The sequence below is a fragment of the Paenalcaligenes sp. DL 309 genome, assembly GCF_057475285.1.
The window spans coordinates 64,413-80,944 of record NZ_JBYBKW010000003.1; the positions used below are offsets into that span (position 1 = coordinate 64,413).

The 16,532-nt window shown below is 46.0% G+C and carries 17 protein-coding genes; 5 read left to right on the top strand and 12 right to left on the bottom strand.

Going from position 1 to position 16,532, the window contains the following annotated elements:
- Positions 1–5: 5 nt before the first annotated feature.
- Positions 6–770, bottom strand: coding sequence for a bifunctional demethylmenaquinone methyltransferase/2-methoxy-6-polyprenyl-1,4-benzoquinol methylase UbiE (gene ubiE, locus AC2UZJ_RS04990; protein ID WP_486949026.1), 765 nt, complete (start codon positions 768–770; stop codon positions 6–8).
- 73 nt (positions 771–843) lie between these two features.
- Here ubiE and phoB point away from each other — a divergent pair, with 73 nt between their 5' ends.
- Genes phoB through AC2UZJ_RS05005 form a run of 3 tightly spaced genes read left to right on the top strand, consistent with a single transcriptional unit; the run spans position 844 to position 3,298 of the window.
- Positions 844–1,545, top strand: coding sequence for a phosphate regulon transcriptional regulator PhoB (gene phoB, locus AC2UZJ_RS04995; RefSeq protein ID WP_486949027.1), 702 nt, complete (start codon positions 844–846; stop codon positions 1,543–1,545).
- Positions 1,542–2,873: a phosphate regulon sensor histidine kinase PhoR gene (gene phoR, locus AC2UZJ_RS05000; RefSeq protein WP_486949028.1), complete on the top strand. Its 1,332-nt coding sequence runs from the start codon at positions 1,542–1,544 to the stop codon at positions 2,871–2,873. The genes phoB and phoR overlap by 4 nt, the downstream gene beginning before the upstream one ends.
- Positions 2,870–3,298 (top strand): VOC family protein, encoded by a 429-nt coding sequence (locus tag AC2UZJ_RS05005; RefSeq protein ID WP_486949029.1) that lies wholly within the window; start codon positions 2,870–2,872, stop codon positions 3,296–3,298. Before phoR ends, AC2UZJ_RS05005 begins: the two co-directional genes overlap by 4 nt.
- Before the next feature lie 26 nt (positions 3,299–3,324).
- Here AC2UZJ_RS05005 and ilvA read toward each other — a convergent pair whose 3' ends face one another.
- Entirely contained in the window at positions 3,325–4,833 is a 1,509-nt protein-coding gene (gene ilvA, locus AC2UZJ_RS05010) for a threonine ammonia-lyase, biosynthetic (protein WP_486949030.1), read from the bottom strand.
- A 69-nt stretch (positions 4,834–4,902) separates the two neighbouring features.
- On the opposite strand from ilvA, the gene AC2UZJ_RS05015 reads away from it, so the two are divergent.
- A complete protein-coding gene (locus tag AC2UZJ_RS05015) occupies positions 4,903–5,454 on the top strand; it encodes a YqaA family protein (RefSeq protein ID WP_486949031.1) in 552 nt (183 codons plus the stop codon).
- Here AC2UZJ_RS05015 and AC2UZJ_RS05020 read toward each other — a convergent pair.
- The 10 genes from AC2UZJ_RS05020 to AC2UZJ_RS05065 all read right to left on the bottom strand — a co-directional run bounded on the left by AC2UZJ_RS05020 (position 5,451) and on the right by AC2UZJ_RS05065 (position 15,368).
- A complete protein-coding gene (locus AC2UZJ_RS05020) occupies positions 5,451–6,221 on the bottom strand; it encodes an aspartate dehydrogenase (protein WP_486949032.1) in 771 nt (256 codons plus the stop codon). The genes AC2UZJ_RS05015 and AC2UZJ_RS05020 overlap by 4 nt on opposite strands.
- A gap of 3 nt (positions 6,222–6,224) precedes the next feature.
- Positions 6,225–7,439, bottom strand: a complete 1,215-nt coding sequence (locus tag AC2UZJ_RS05025; RefSeq protein WP_486949033.1) for an MFS transporter — start codon at positions 7,437–7,439, stop codon at positions 6,225–6,227.
- Positions 7,426–7,863: a DMT family transporter gene (locus tag AC2UZJ_RS05030; protein WP_486949034.1), complete on the bottom strand. Its 438-nt coding sequence runs from the start codon at positions 7,861–7,863 to the stop codon at positions 7,426–7,428. The genes AC2UZJ_RS05025 and AC2UZJ_RS05030 overlap by 14 nt, the downstream gene beginning before the upstream one ends.
- Positions 7,864–7,883: 20 nt before the next feature.
- Positions 7,884–8,444 carry an adenine phosphoribosyltransferase gene (locus tag AC2UZJ_RS05035; protein ID WP_486949268.1) on the bottom strand — a complete coding sequence of 187 codons (561 nt, stop codon included), beginning with the start codon at positions 8,442–8,444 and terminating at the stop codon, positions 7,884–7,886.
- A gap of 78 nt (positions 8,445–8,522) precedes the next feature.
- Entirely contained in the window at positions 8,523–10,196 is a 1,674-nt protein-coding gene (cydC, locus tag AC2UZJ_RS05040) for a thiol reductant ABC exporter subunit CydC (protein WP_486949035.1), read from the bottom strand.
- Positions 10,193–11,929 (bottom strand): thiol reductant ABC exporter subunit CydD, encoded by a 1,737-nt coding sequence (gene cydD / locus AC2UZJ_RS05045; RefSeq protein WP_486949036.1) that lies wholly within the window; start codon positions 11,927–11,929, stop codon positions 10,193–10,195. Before cydD ends, cydC begins: the two co-directional genes overlap by 4 nt.
- Entirely contained in the window at positions 11,922–12,053 is a 132-nt protein-coding gene (cydX, locus tag AC2UZJ_RS05050; protein WP_486949037.1) for a cytochrome bd-I oxidase subunit CydX, read from the bottom strand. Before cydX ends, cydD begins: the two co-directional genes overlap by 8 nt.
- Positions 12,054–12,064: 11 nt before the next feature.
- Positions 12,065–13,228, bottom strand: a complete 1,164-nt coding sequence (gene cydB, locus AC2UZJ_RS05055) for a cytochrome d ubiquinol oxidase subunit II (RefSeq protein ID WP_486949038.1) — start codon at positions 13,226–13,228, stop codon at positions 12,065–12,067.
- 11 nt (positions 13,229–13,239) lie between these two features.
- Complete coding sequence (locus tag AC2UZJ_RS05060; RefSeq protein ID WP_486949039.1) at positions 13,240–14,808, bottom strand: cytochrome ubiquinol oxidase subunit I; 1,569 nt, start codon at positions 14,806–14,808, stop codon at positions 13,240–13,242.
- Positions 14,805–15,368 carry a GbsR/MarR family transcriptional regulator gene (locus tag AC2UZJ_RS05065; protein WP_486949040.1) on the bottom strand — a complete coding sequence of 188 codons (564 nt, stop codon included), beginning with the start codon at positions 15,366–15,368 and terminating at the stop codon, positions 14,805–14,807. Before AC2UZJ_RS05065 ends, AC2UZJ_RS05060 begins: the two co-directional genes overlap by 4 nt.
- A 168-nt stretch (positions 15,369–15,536) precedes the next feature.
- Between AC2UZJ_RS05065 and AC2UZJ_RS05070 the strand changes: the two genes are divergently transcribed.
- A complete protein-coding gene (locus AC2UZJ_RS05070; RefSeq protein ID WP_486949041.1) occupies positions 15,537–16,514 on the top strand; it encodes a KpsF/GutQ family sugar-phosphate isomerase in 978 nt (325 codons plus the stop codon).
- Positions 16,515–16,532 lie beyond the last annotated feature (18 nt).

The window sequence follows — 16,532 nt, forward strand, 5'->3', positions numbered from 1 at the left end:
AAAAGTTAACCTAGTTTAATACCTTCATGTAAAGCACAAATACCCGCGGTTAAATTAAAATACTTAACGCGCTCAAAACCCTCTGCACGTAACATGCCTGCTAAGGTTTCTTGATTTGGATGCATACGTATAGACTCAGCTAAATAACGATAGCTTTCCTCATCTTGGGCCACCACTTTGCCTACCTTTGGTAAAATATTAAATGAATACCAATCATAAACAGGCGCTAAGGGCTTAGCAATTTGAGAAAACTCTAAAACTAATAACTTGCCACCGGGTTTTAAGACGCGATACATTTCAGCTAGCGCTTTATCTTTATGCGTCATATTACGTAAACCAAAGGCTACACTCACCCTATCGAAATAATTATCTGGAAAAGGCAAAAACTCCGCATCGCATACGGCTACAGGAGTAGTAATGCCTAAATCCAAAAGTCTATCGCGGCCCACGCCTAGCATAGAACTGTTTATATCGGTGAGCCAAACTTGGCCGGTAGGGCCTGCTTTACGGGCAAAGGATTTAGATAAATCACCGGTGCCCCCGGCAATATCTAAGACCTTCATACCGGGGCGTACTGCAGCGCGGCCTATGGTGAAGGTCTTCCAAATGCGATGCAAGCCACCTGACATTAAATCATTCATAATGTCGTAACGCTGAGCTACCGAATGAAATACATCGGCTACCTTGGCAGCCTTCTCATGTTCGGCTACAGTCTGAAAACCAAAGTGCGTGGTTTCATCTGAATTTGATTGAGGTGTTTTATTTTCCATGATGCTGTAATCGTACCGCAAATTGAGTGTGAAAGCGTATATTGATCTATCATCTTAATCTTATTTTCATCTTATGAGTACTACTATTCTGATCGTTGAAGACGAGCCTGCTATTCAAGAGCTCATTGCTCTGAATTTATCTTTTGCTGGTCACAAGCCTTTACTTGCTTCTAATGCGGCACAAGCGCAACAGCTTATACATGCCGAGTTACCCACATTAATTTTGTTGGATTGGATGCTACCCGACACCTCCGGTATACAATTAGCGAAGAAATTACGCGCCTCTGATCGTACTCGTGATATTCCTATTATTATGCTCACCGCTAAAGGAACAGAATCAGATAAGGTAGCCGGCTTGGAGGCTGGTGCTGATGACTACATCACTAAACCTTTCTCCCCTAAAGAGCTCTTAGCTCGTATTAAGGCGGTGCTACGTCGCCGAGCTCCACAAACCACCGATGACCTCATCACCATTGGCGACTTACAATTAAACCCCACTACACATAGCGTGACTGGCGCTACTGAAACCCTTACTATTGGGCCTACTGAATTTAGGCTGCTGCATTTCTTTATGACGCATACAGAACGGGTGTTTTCTAGGTCTCAACTATTAGATAACGTTTGGGGAGATCATGTGTTTGTAGAAGAGCGCACGGTAGACGTGCATATTAGGCGCTTACGCAAAGCCTTAGCCCCAAGTGGTCATGACGCCCACATTGAAACTGTGCGTGGCGCTGGCTATCGTTTTTCTTCTGCTTTACCCCCTTTACGATGAAAAAAACCTTAACAACTGTTGGAATATGGGCAACTATTTCTGCCGCTTTAGGCTTATGGCTGGGCGCAGATACCGGCTGGGCGATGTTTGCCATTGGCATGTTATTTATGGTGTTAGTGAGTGGTAGCCAGCATCATAAAATTGAACACTGGGTACGTAATCTCAACGGTTCCCCTCCTGCCTCAGTGGGTCCGTGGGATGATGTATTAGCCCCTATTTATAGACACTTAAAACAGTCTCGTGAAGAATCCCAAGCCCTAAGCCGCCAATTAGGCGGCATTATGATGGCGGCTGAAGCCCTACCTGATGGTGCTGTCACACTAGATAGCGCCATGACGATTCAATGGTGCAATAAAGCCGCTTGCCACCACATAGGGCTTAATCCTTCCACAGATAGACACCAAAGCATTTTTAATATTTTACGTTCACCTGAGTTTGCCCATTATGCGCATCAAACCGATAAGTGGGAAGACTCTTTGCTAATTCATGTGGGGCCACAAGGACGTGCTCGTGCCCTGCTGTTGCAACTGATTCCTTATGGTCTTAACCGATATTTATTAATATCTAGAGACGTAACCCAAGTAGAGAAGCTAGAAACCACACGCCAAGATTTTGTGGCCAATGTTTCTCACGAACTGCGCACACCTTTAACGGTATTATCTGGATTCCTAGAAACCTTGCGCGATATGCCTTATGACTCCGTTTCTGTAGATCAACGTCAACGCTATGAAGAAATGATGCTAGAACAAGCTAAACATATGCAGGCCATTGTTTCTGACTTACTGACTCTATCTACTTTAGAATCTTCGCCCAATGCCGAAAGTGGAATCGTCCCCATGCCACGTCTCATTGAGCAATCGCTACAACAAGTCGTAGCGCTATCACAAGGCAAGCATCACTTTATCAATGAGATAGACCCCAATTTATTTATAGATGGAGTAGAAACTGAGCTGGTTTCAGCCATTAGTAATTTACTTATTAATGCCGTACGTTACACCCCCACAGACGGCACCATTACTACGCGCTGGTTAGTAAATGCCGACGGTTCAGCCACATTCTCAGTGGAGGACACCGGTATTGGCGTAGCACCTAGAGATATCCCGCGCTTAACAGAACGTTTTTACCGCACCGACAGGGGGCGCTCACGTGCTACCGGCGGTACGGGTCTGGGCTTAGCCATTACTCGTCACGTAGCCATACGTCACGAAGCCGAACTGAATATAAAAAGTCGTTACGGTGTGGGCAGCACCTTTAGTTTTCACTTACCTAAAGAGCGGGTGCATATTACTGAAACCACGACCAACAAAACCACAGGAGCACCCTTATGACTACCGCATCACTTCGCCCTTTTCACTTAGCTTTTCCAGTGCATGATTTAGATTTAGCCCGTGATTTTTATGGCAAAAAAATGGGCTGCCCGGAAGGTCGATCCTCAGACGAATGGATTGATTTCAACCTATTTGGCCATCAAATTGTGGCGCATTTGTCTCCCCACGCGAGTGCTCCTGCTGCAATAAATGAAGTGGACGAGCACCATGTACCAGTGCCTCACTTTGGTGTGGTGCTCGATATGCCAACCTGGGAAGCGCTTGCCGAACGCCTACAAGCCGAGGGCACGGAGTTTGTGATTGAGCCCTATGTGCGTTTCAAGGGCCAACCCGGCGAGCAAGCCACGATGTTTTTCATGGATCCATCGGGCAATGCGCTAGAGTTTAAGGCCTTTAATTCTTTAGAGTCGTTATTTGCTAAGTAATTTTTACAAATAGGCTGAAAAACCTATTACAAAAACAATTTATAAGCCGGGTTATCCGTTTCATCCCAGTGCGGATAACCCAAATCACTTAAAAACTCACCAAACATTTGTTTATCAGCCGGTGGCACTTGCATGCCTATCAATACGCGGCCGTAATCATCACCTTGATTTCTATAATGGAAAAGACTGATATTCCATTCCGGATTCATACTGCTTAAAAACCGACGTAAAGCGCCTGGGCGCTCAGGGAATTCGAATCTATATAGCAGCTCATGATGAGCCAAATCGGATCTACCACCTACCATATAACGTAGGTGTGTTTTAGCCATTTCATTGTTGGTTAGGTTTAAGGTAGGAAAACCTAGGCCTCTAAAGTGACCCTCCAGCAAATCAATCTCCCCCTCAGAACGTATCCCCAAACCCACAAACACATGCGCTTCTTTGTCATCAGAAATACGGTAATTAAACTCCGTCACCGCTCTATCACCTAAGGCCTCACAAAGGCGTAAAAAACTACCACGCTCTTCCGGTAAAGTGACTGCAAATAACGCCTCACGGGCTAAACCCACATCTGCACGCTCGGCCACAAAACGCAAACGGTCAAAGTTCATATTGGCACCAGAGGTAATAGCCACAAAAGTCTGACCACTAATTTTATGCTGACGTATGTATTTTTTAGCGCCCGCTACGGCTAAAGCACCAGCAGGCTCCATCACACTACGCGTGTCTTGGAACACATCTTTAATCGCAGCACAAATGGCGTCCGTATTTACCAGTACAAAATCATCCACGTATTGTTGTACGAGCTTAAAGGTTTCTGCGCCTACTTGTTTTACCGCTGTACCATCAGAAAACAAGCCCACATCATTTAACACTAAGCGTTCATTGGCTTTCACACTGCGCTGCATAGCAGCGGAGTCTTCTGTTTGCACGCCAATAATTTTAATTTCAGGGCGCAATTGTTTTACGTAAGCAGCCACCCCCGCAATCAGCCCCCCGCCTCCAATTGGCACAAAAATTGCATCGATGGGTTTAGTGTGTTGATGCAATATCTCCATGCCCACCGTGCCTTGACCGGCAATCACATCGGGATCATCAAATGGATGCACAAAGGTCAGCCCTTCTTCTTCCATCAGCTGCACGGCGTGCTCATAAGCGTCGGTGAAGCTTTCACCCACCAAAACCACTTCACCCCCAAAATTACGTACCGCATCTATTTTTAGCTGTGGCGTGGTAACAGGCATTACAATTACGGCTCGCGTACCTAAACGCTTGGCAGAAAATGCCACTCCTTGAGCATGGTTACCTGCTGAAGCCGCAATAACACCACGTGCTAAGTCTTCTGCTGGCAACTGGGCCATTTTGTTGTAGGCCCCGCGTAATTTAAAACTAAATACCGCCAGTTGATCTTCACGCTTAAGTAATATACGGTTGTGCAGCTGCGCCGAGGTCAGAGGAGCTAGCTCTAGTGGTGTTTCTGCCACTACATCGTAGACCTTAGAGGTTAAGGTGCGTTTAAGGTAGTCATTGGACATAATTGAATATAATCGATTGATAGTGATTGATTGAGCAATCAATCATTTTAGCATTTTCATTGGAATCATATGGAAGCCTGGACACATAATGCCGTCATTTGGCTCTTACATGCTTTTGCCTTGCCAGAGATAGGCTTAAGCGCCATTTTTATTATTAGTCTAGTTTCAGCTACCCTACTTCCCTTGGGCTCTGAGCCGGTGGTCTTAGCGTATGTGGGCTTAGCTCCCACTATGTTTTGGCCGGCCGTCATTGTGGCCACTATAGGTAACACCATAGGCGGTGTTATTAGCTATTGGATGGGGGTAGGGGCCGCCAAAGCCTATGAAACTTGGCGTGAAAAAAACCCCACTGAAAGTGAAGAAGCCACTGAAAACTATGGCACCAAAGCCGGGGGGCGTTGGTATAAGCTAATTAACTCTTGGCTGTATAAAATGGGGCCTAAAGCCTTATTATTATCCTGGCTACCCGGTGTGGGTGACCCCTTATGTGCTTTAGCGGGCTGGGTACGCTTACCCTTAGGCGCCAGCATTTTTTACATGGCCATAGGTAAATTTCTGCGCTATACCATTATGACGGCTGCTATCTTATGGATCTTGCCCCATTTAGGGTGGAGTTTTTAACCTAATTGTAAATGTAAAAAATGGCGCTCAATCACACTACGCACACTTTGCGCCACTACCCAAGACGACTTCGGGTTTGAAGGAGAGGGTGCATTATTAATTTCCATTGTCATTTCTCCAAACTGGCTACTGACGTGAATGCTGTGTTTGTTTTGGCTTAAAGCCGGATCTACTATCACCTGTACTTGCGTGGCCTCCATACCAGCTCCAGCTAAGGCTAAAGTAGCGGCCACATTGAGGTTTTGCGGATAGCGACTAGCCGCTTCACTAGCATTCCCTTCAAACAGCAGTAGCTCATCTTTTATGCTTTCTGGATCTATACCTAGAGCGTGTAACTCTGGCAGCCAAGCTGTTACGGGTTTACGTGATTCATAAGTGATTTTAAGATCGGGGGCGTAGCGCACGGCTCTAATGTAATCCAACCCCCCAATTGCTCCGGAAGGCACGATAAAATTTGTCTTATGCTGCTTGGCTAATTGCTGTAGCTCTGCGTAAAAACAGGCATCCGCTAAAGCTCCAACGGAGCTAATAATTACTGTAGCACCGCTACGTAGACAATCTGGAACATACGCTTTAACTGCTTCCTGAGAAGCGGTTTCAATGACTAATTGCGGTTTGAAGGCTAGAAGATCTTCAATGTCCACACCGCCCTGCTGACGGCGTAAAATTAAAATCTCAGCATTGATTTCATCAAATAATGGTGCTAAATCACGCCTTGCATCTTGACCAATAGAACCCATGCCAATGAAAGCAATACGATATTTCACGATTCACTCCTGTAATAATCCTTGAAACTTACGCTCAGCCACCACGTCTTTAATTACCGGTATAGCAAACCACGCATAAGCCAAAATACTCAGCGTGCACACAGCCACTAAGCCCGTGAAGCCCCAATGCAAATACAACGTTTTAGTAAGCTCTATAAGCAATGAAAAAAACACCATCACCACGGTTGCCATAGCGGCGGCTACTGTCCCTTTACTAATGTCTGAGGCCACCATAGCAAATCGAAACAATACCGCATAACTTAAGCCCTCAGCCAAAGCAATCAAACTCATACCCACAATTAGTGCAAGCAAAATATGTGTTTTAAGCATTAACCCCACTAACATTACCGCCACCCCAATAATTAATAAGGGGAAAGTGCCTAATACGGTTTTACCCAAGGGGTAGCTATCAACGAAACGCGCCAAGAGCAAATTCCCTGCTACCAAAGCTCCCATCACTGGCAATTGGCTCAATGCATATTCATAAGCACTTAGCCCTAAAGTGCTCATTAAAAACATAGGCGATAAAGAAATCCACAGCATAATAGGTAGCCCAATCATGGGGCCGGCCAAGGCTAAAATCATAAAACGTCTATGCGTGTAAAGATGAAAATAATCACTGAGTACACTTTTCACGGTGTGATTTTTTCTTAGGTGTAGATTGACCGTTTCAGGCATATGAAAATACAGCCCAAAAAAAGCAATGCTAGCGAAAACAGCCAAGCTAATAAAACCCCAGTGCCAAGAAATATGCTCAATCATAACTGCACCAAGCACAGGACCAGCTAAAGGAGCTAAGAGACTTATATTTGCCATCAAAGCCATCACTTTAACGGCTTGGTTTTCCTCATACGCCTCTTGCACGGTAGCAAATCCCACCGCAGTAATTAAGGTCAGAGCTGTGCCTTGCAACACGCGCATCAGCATAAACTGCTCTATGCTTTGCGTAAAAAGAATGCTTAAGCAGCAAGCAATAAAAAAAGCCGTACCAAATAAAAAAACCTTACGTCGTCCTAACTGATCGGAGAATGGCCCCCAAATAGAAGCTAATACGGCACCACCTAATAAATAGGCAGACATGGAAGTGGGCCCCCACTCTGCGCCCACAGTGAAGTCTTGTGCAATCTGCACCATCGCTGGCAGCATGAGATCATTACCCATATAGACAATGACTGTAAAAAGCGCTAAGGCTAAGGGGAATTTATTATTTTTTAGCAAAGAAAAATACAAAAAGGCCGGTGAGCATAATCACTAAGCCAATAATTTTATTAAGTGTGATTTCACGTATAGGAAGATTAAAAAGCCCAAACTGGTCTATGATAAGGCCAAATAGCAATTGACCTAAAATCATAAAAAAAACCATATTTGCTACGCCTAGCTTGGGTGCTAGATAAATACTAGAAAACACCAGGCCACTACCTAGTAAACCACCTATAAGCAACCACCATGGCTGAGAAGGAATAGCACTTACAATCTGCAACCAATTGCCCTTAGCAAACCACAAAGACAGGGCAATTAAAATACAAGTACCAGAAGTAAATGACCACAGCGCAGCAAAAATGGGTTGATTATATAAGGCTTTACCTAGCTGCGAATTAATCGCAGCTTGCATTGCCATACCCGTGCCCGCGCTAAAGGCCATGATCAAATACCACATAGCAGTTACGGGTTACCCGGATCGTTTTCGTAAAAAGTACATGCCGTAAAAACAGATAAGCCTGTCTCTTTTACCGCTTGTGAACCGCCTAAATCAGGCAGGTCAATAATGGCTGCCGCCTCTACGGTATTTGCTCCCAAACGATGCAGCAGTTTAGAAGCTGCCACCATGGTGCCACCCGTGGCAATCAGATCATCAATCAGTAATACGCGCTGCCCTGGACGAATGGAATCCGCATGAATTTCTACCGTGGCATTGCCATATTCCAGTGTGTACTCTTCTTCTACCGTAGCGGAAGGTAACTTGCCTTTTTTACGTACAGGAATAAAGCCTAGATTTAGTTCGTAAGCCAACACAGAGCCGACGATAAAGCCACGCGCATCAATACCTGCAATCAGGTCTAAGCGCTGACCCATATAACGGTACACAAATAAATCAATAAGCACACGAAAAGCCCGTGGATCTTGTAAAACAGGGGTAATATCTCTGAAGGTAACGCCCGGCTTAGGCCAATCGGGCACACTACGTATGGTTTGACGGATGTATTCGGCTGGATCAGTATGCATAGCTAAAATAATAACCACAAAAAAGCCCAAACGCACCATGCGTTTGTGGCACAGGTAGTAGTTTACACCGTGGAGAGTTTACGTGTTGAGAATGCCATTTTGTAATTGTAGGCTTTGATCCACCACGCCCTCGGGTAAAGTGGCATGCGTGACTATAATAACGGTACGCCCAGCAGCCACATGTTGTAAATCAGTAAACCAAGCGTCGGCCGTGGCTTTATCTAAGCCAGAGGTGGGTTCATCCAAAAGCCATACGGTGGCGGCAGACAACACGGTACGCGCTAAACTTAAACGACGTACTTGGCCTGTAGATAAGGTATTACCTCCCTCACCTACCCAAGCATCTAAACCACCTATTGCAGTAATATGCTCAGCCAAACGTACTTGCTGTAAGGCGGCCCATAATTCCTCATCTGAAGCCTGTGGTGCCGCCAACAATAAATTGTGGCGCACCGTGCCCATAAATACAGGTGAATGCTGTGAGAGCAAAGAAAACCGCTGGTAGAGCTCAGTGCTATCTACTTCTGCTAAATCTACGTCACCATAACAAATACGACCTGCACCAAGAGCCTGCACCTGCATAATGGCCATTAATAAAGTAGTTTTACCGGCACCGCTTAAGCCTTGTATGGCGATGCGTTGCCCTTGTTCTATGTGCAAACTTAAATCAGACAATACCGTTTCAGCACCATAAGATACCGTGATGTTTTCAATAGTTAAATTGCCACTAAACGGCACAGCCAAGGCGTTAACCGTAGATTGTGCAGCTGTAGGGTGTGTCGGAGCTTCGGTCAAATTACGGTTTAATTCTTGTATACGTGCTGCTGCTGCTTGTACGGCTCCCAAGCCCGCAGCACCTCGCATAATAGGAGCCAAAATTTCAAATAAACCCATAGCGCCTAACAATAAACCTACCCACATGGGTGCAGTGATTTGCGCTTGCATCTGTGCATTAGCCCCTAACCACAATAAAGCCAATACTAGGGCCCCCATAAGTAGCTGCTGCATGAGCGTGCCAAAGCTGCCGGCATTTGCCATACGTTTTTGCGCCTGAGCCAAACGCCAGCCGGCGGTATTAAACTGCGCTTGAGCCGTATTTACCGCATCAAACACTAATAGATCTGTGTGGGCAGCAATAGCATCATGGGCAATAGCACGTAAATCCGCTTGGGCCGCTTGCACATCAACTCCTGCATTCGCAGTGCGTTTAGCCAGAAAATAAGGCAATACTGCCGCTGCTAAGCACAGCACAATTAGCATGGTCCAGCCCATGGCAGGAAAATTAACCCCCATAACCCAACTAAAGAACCCACCGGCTAACACTGCCGTAAATATCGGAGTAATAATTAATAAAAAGAAGGTATCTAAACGCTCAGTATCTGCAATCAGACGGGACAACAAATCACCATCACGATACTGCGCCAATTGCGCCGGCTTAAACGCAGCTAATCGCGCAAAACTCTGGGTGCGTATTTCAGCCTGTAAATCCAACGTCACAATATGGCCAGTTACTCGTTCCATATAACGGGAGACGATACGCAATAGTGATAAACCGCGCACTAAGGCAGAAGGGGCGAATAAATTAAAACTTACGGTACTGCCCGCTAAAAAAGCACCCGTTAAAAACCAACCCGCCACTGACAACAAGCCAATACCCGCAAATACGGTGGTTAGGGCTAAAAATAAAGACAATAGCGTAATGCCTTTATGTGCTTTAATCCAAGCACTAGCCAATTGCCACCATAATTTCACCGCAACACCTCATTATCTGTAATGTGTAGCTGTTGCTCAGCTAAGAGCCACGTTTGCTGTAACTGAGCGGCTACCTCTTCATCGTGGGTAGCAATCAATAAGGCGCGATTTTCACAGAACCGTAAAATAGCGTCTAAGACGGCATCACGAGTTTGATTGTCTAAATAAGCCGTGGGCTCATCCAATAAAACAAGATCCGCCTCCGTTAAAAACAAACGCGCTAATGCAATGCGATGGGCTTGGCCACCAGAAACACCGTGCCCACGCGTACCTAATACCGTGGCTAAACCTTCAGGCAAAGCTCGTATAAAATCCGCAGCCTGTGCTTGCTCTAAAGCGTGCCAAAGTTGCTCATCCGTGGCACTGCTATTTACCATACGTAAGAAATCAGCCACAGAGCCCAAGGCCATAAAAGGCTGTTGGCCAATTAACGTAAATTGATTTTTATCAAAATAGTGCTGCACTTGCCCATGGGCATATGGGCGCAACCCTAGCAAGGTTTCTAAGATAGTGGTTTTACCCGCCCCACTAGCCCCCATTAATGCCACCGGTTTATTGCGCACTAGCTCCAAATCACAGGGCTGTAATAAGGTGCGTCCATTTGGAGTTTGTACACTGAAGCGCTGTGCCCTTAAAACTATAGGCTGGTCAAACTCAGCGACAGCAGTTTGTTGAATCACCGGCGAAGACGGCATTAAAGGAACCTGTGCCGTAGGCGCGGGCAATTGCACGTATAACTGCTGTAAGCCATGCACCGCTGCCTTAGCTGTGGCCCTATCGTGATAGCTAGCAGCCATTTGACGTAATGGATTGTAGACCTCGGGGGCCAAGAGCAGACAAAACAACCCATGCTGCAAGGTAAAACCGGAAAAATGACTACCCAATAAGCCTAAATAACTCAAGCCTATGTATACGGCTACTCCCGCTACTCCTAGAGCGGCAAACAACTCCAGCACAGCTGAGGACAAAAAAGCAATGCGCAGGACTTTCATGGTGGTTTGGCTCAGCACTTCACTGGCCTCGCGCACCGACTGCACCTCATCTTTAGTACGCCCTAATAAAGAAAGCGTAAATAAACCGCGTATGCGATCTGCAAACACCCCAGATAAGCGACTTAAAACGAGTTGATGCTTTTGATTAGCGGCCTCAGCCCGTATTCCAATTAATGCCATAAAAACAGGAATCATAGGCGCGGTAAACAAAAATAACAGTGCCACTATCCAATCCACCGGAACCACGGCAATAGCAAAAGCTAAAGGTAAGAACAGCGCCGCAATAGTAGCCGGTAAAAACCGCTGTAAATAACCATCTAAGGCTTGTACTTGATCTAGTATGGCTACGGCTAAAGAGCCTGCCGGTGTTTGTTTACTCCAGGCCGGTCCACGTGCTAAGAGCTGTGCAAAAAACTGGTGCCTGAGCTGTTGCTTAATGGTCTCAGAGGCATGACTAGCCGCCTTTTCTCCGGACCATAGCAATATGGCTCGCACCGCAATTAATACCGCAATCGTAACCATGCCAGACCAAAGCTGTTCTGGTGGCACCGATAAACGAATGGCTTGGTCTAAGACATGTGCTAAGTACCAAGCCTGCATAATCAATAACCCGCCGGCAATGAGCGGAGCGCCAATGGCCCACATCATTGCGGCAGGTGCTACCCGCCAAAGCCCAGAAAGCCAACGGCGCTGGGCCGCGGCTTCGGACTTGGAGGGTGTAGATGAAATAGTGTTATTCACTCTTTAGCTCAGCGGTGCTCGCCTTCTCTTTGGCGCTCACTACGCGTAACTCAAACCACATCGCGTTTAAAATGGCAAAAGCACATGCTAAGCCTAAACCTAAAACCCACGCAAAATACCACATAATAGCTTTCCTTAGTAAGAATGAGGGGCGTCGCTAACGGATTCGGTAGTAACTTTACCGCGCATTACACTGTACACCCAACTGGTATAAGCAATAATAATAGGTAAAAACACCGCACTAATTAGCAGCATGATCCAAAGCGAAAAGTGACTGGCTGATGCATCAAAAATAGTTAAACTTGCCTCAGGCATTAAGGAAGATGGTAATAGGAACGGGTAAGTAGTGAAGCCAAAGGTAAAGATCACGCCCGCTATGCTAATTGAAGACATAAACACGGCTAAAAACCCACCACCACGGCCCACTAAAAACATGGCTAATAAGGCCCCAGCGAAACCAAGGGCTGGCGCAATCCATGTCCAAGGTGCAGCGGCGTAATTGCTCATCCAAACACCAGCACCTTGAGCTACCTCTTTAGCACCTGATAAGGGATTTGATTCCACATTAACGGGTAAGGCGTTTGTATTTAATACATACCCCCCCACACCACTGGAGACCCAAACACCACCAATAATAAATAGCACTACAACGACTACACCAGAAATAATGCCCCAACGTCTAGCTAAGCGGGCAATGTTCCCTTCGGTTTTCCAACCCAATACAGTGGCTCCTTGTAAGGCCATCAGAGCCACACTGAGTAAACCGCTGAGTAAAGCAAAAGGCATAAACAAACCAAAGAAACTGCCTTCATACACTGGACGCATGGTGTCTGACTCAAAACGGAAAGGCACCCCTAAAAGTACATTACCAATGGCCACACCAAATACCAGCGCAGATACCACACCGGTGGCGCACCAAATCGCATCCCAGTTTCTACGCCATTTCACAGATTCCATTCGGCTGCGATATTTAATAGCAACCGGGCGTAAGATTAACGCGACTAAAAGCAGCATCATCGCCAAATAGAAACCGGAAAAAGCCATGGCATAAAGCAGAGGCCAGGCAGCAAAAATCACACCGCCCCCTAAAATTAGCCAAACTTGGTTCCCTTCCCATACTGGGCCAATCACGTTATAGAGCACTCTACGTTCATCATCGTTTTTGGTGACCAAAGGAAGCAACATAGCTACCCCTAAGTCAGCGCCATCCATGACGGCAAAAGCAATTAAGAGCACGCCAAGCAACAGCCACCAAATATGACGTAGGGTGTCGTAATCTAATAAAATTAACGAATCCATTTTTAGTCTCCTTATTTAGCGGCAATCGCGCTATTAGCAAAGGCGTTAGCACTAGAGTCTAGATTCTCATCTGGGCCTCCACGTATGGCGTGCAACATCACCTTGGCGCCAATCACTGCCAAGATACTGTAGAGGGTGACGAAAATACCAATACTAATGGCTAAATCGGTCACACTTAGGCCGGATACCGCATAGTAGGTGGGTAATACGCCTTCGATAATCCAAGGCTGACGCCCAAACTCCGCTACAAACCAACCGGCTTCAATGGCCACCCAAGGTAGCGGTGCGGTAATCACTGCCGCTTTAAGGAAACGGGGCGAAGTAGTAAGACGATCTTTGGTTGCTAAATAAAATGCCACCGCAAAGAAAGCAATAAAATAGAAGCCTAAGCCCACCATAATGCGGAAAGCCCAAAACAGCGGAGCTACCTGCGGTACGGTATCCCATGCGGCTTGATCTATCTGCTCAGGCGTTGGGTTACTAATATCCTCGGTATAACGCTTCAGCAATAAAGCATAACCAAGCTTTGGCCAATACTCGTTAAAGATCGCTTGAGCTTCTGGATTTTCTTGCTCAGCGCGTAATAAATTAAGCGCATTGTAGGCTTTAACGCCATCCACCACATGAAGCTTAGCCCTATCCACCAGCTCATTAATACCTGCCATAGGTTCGGTTAATGAACGGGTACCAATTAAGCCCATGGCCCAAGGGATTTCAATGGCAAATTCATTTTTACGCTCTGCTTGATTAGGCAAAGCAATTAAATTGAAGTTAGCCGGTGCAGGCTCGGTCTCCCACATAGACTCCATAGCAGCAATCTTCATTTTCTGGTGCTCACCTATAAGGTAACCACTTTCATCACCTAATACCACCACCGATAAAGATCCAGCTAAACCAAAACAGGCTGCTACCACCATAGACCTACGGGCAATTTCCAGATGACGGCCACGCAGTACATACCACGCACTAACCCCCAGCATAAAAGCGGAGCCCAGCACATAGCCCGAGCTAACTGTATGCACAAATTTTGCTTGTGCTACGGGGTTTAAAATAACAGAAACGAAGTCTGTCATTTCCATACGCATAGTCTGTGGGTTAAAGGTGGCTCCTACAGGAAACTGCATCCAACCATTAGCAATTAAAATCCACAGCGCGGAAAAATTAGCCCCAATAGCCACTAACCAGGTAACAACTAAGTGAGCCCCTTTAGATAAGCGATTCCAACCAAAGAAAAACATACCTACGAAGGTAGCTTCTAAAAAGAAAGCCATTAAGCCTTCAATAGCCAAGGGTGCACCGAAAATATCGCCCACATAATGGCTGTAATAAGACCAGTTCATACCAAACTGGAACTCCATCACAATACCGGTGGCAACACCCACAGCAAAGTTAATCCCAAATAGCTTCCCCCAGAACATGGTCATGCGCCGCCAGATGTCCTTACCGGTCATCACGTACACACTTTCCATAATGGCTAATAAGAAAGCCATTCCTAAGGTAAGCGGGACAAAAATAAAGTGAAACATCGCGGTCAGTGCAAATTGCAAGCGCGACAGCGTGACTACATCAAGGTCTATCATTTTGATTCTCCCGAACCGACTGATTTACGCACTCTACCCGCCATCCCTAATACTTTTTGCACCTTAGAGCCTAAGCGCATCAGACTTTGTAAGGTTTCAGGGGGCAAGCGATGAACTTCATCGAACCAACTAGTGGATAGCTCGATTAACTCTAGCATATCGGTAATGCGTTGCTGACCGTATGCTTCCTGCTCATTAGCTGGTTCCTCTAATAAAAGACTACGTAACAAAGAAAGAGTGGGATCTATTTCCCGTTTGCGTTTCTCTTCTACTAAGATACGAAAAATCTCCCAAACATCTTTAGGAGCTTCAAAATAATCGCGTCTGTCGCCCACCTTATGTACCATTTGTACTAAGCGCCATGATTGCAATTCACGCAAACTCATAGAAACATTAGAGCGTGATATACCTAAGGTTTCAACAATGCGGTCTGCATTTAATGCGTCGGGCGATAGAAACAAGAGGGCGTAAATCTGACCAACGGTGCGATTTACTCCCCATCTTCCTCCCATTTCACCGAAATGCAATATAAATCGCTCGGCTTGAGGTTCTAATTTCATTTTGAATTTTCAGTAATTACAGAAATCACAGTAACAGAGTTGGTTACAATCATATAACTGCTGACTCCTTAAAATCAAGCAAACTACGTTAAAATAACGATCCGTGGCCGCTTTTTAACCCAAAAAACCACTCTTAGCCTTTATACTTCTTTCATGAACACTTTTAGTATGACGCCCTCCTACAAGCAAACCCTTGCCTCTGCACAGCGCACTTTTACGACTGAAATCGCTGCGCTCAATGAGCTATCGCTACGCTTAGGTCAAGATTTTTATGCTGCAACACAGCATATATTGCACTGTGAAGGGCGTGTGGTGATCACGGGCATAGGTAAGTCCGGCCATATTGCACGTAAGATTGCGGCCACTTTCGCTTCCACAGGCACGCCTGCTTTTTTTATGCATGCTGCTGAGGCTTTACATGGTGATTTAGGTATGATCACCGCAGACGATGTAGTAATTGCTATTTCTTATTCCGGTACGGCTGCTGAACTTTCCACCATTTTATCTGCGAGTAAACGTTTAGGCTGTGTGTTTATCGCCATCACAGGTCACCCGGCCTCAGAATTAGCTAAAAATAGTGATTTACATCTCAATGTGCATGTGAAAACTGAGGCCTGTCCGCTAAATCTCGCTCCTACTTCTAGCACTACCGCCACCTTAGTATTAGGTGATGCTTTAGCCGTGGCTTGCTTGGAGGCCCGTAATTTTAGCCGCGAAGATTTTGCTCGTTCCCATCCTGGCGGTGCCTTAGGTAGGCAGCTCTTAACTTATGTGAGCGATATAATGCGTCAAGGCGCAGCCTTACCTACCGTACCTACTGGCACCTTAATCCCTGCAGCGTTGGCCGAAATGTCCGCTAAAGGTATGGGGATGACCATTGTGGTAAATGCGGCGCAGCAGCCCATAGGTATATTTACCGATGGCGATTTACGCCGTCTTATTGGCCGTTGTGGTGATATACGTTCTATTACGGTAGACGAAGGCATGACGGCGCAGCCTCAAACCATTCCTCCTACCCAGTTAGCCATCAAAGCTGCTAATACTATGGATAAAAACCGTTTAAACCAGCTGTTAATTGTGGATGACAACGGGTTACTATTAGGGGCTATACATATGCACGATTTGCTCGCTGCTAAAGTCATCTAATCTTTCTGAATGCTTAAG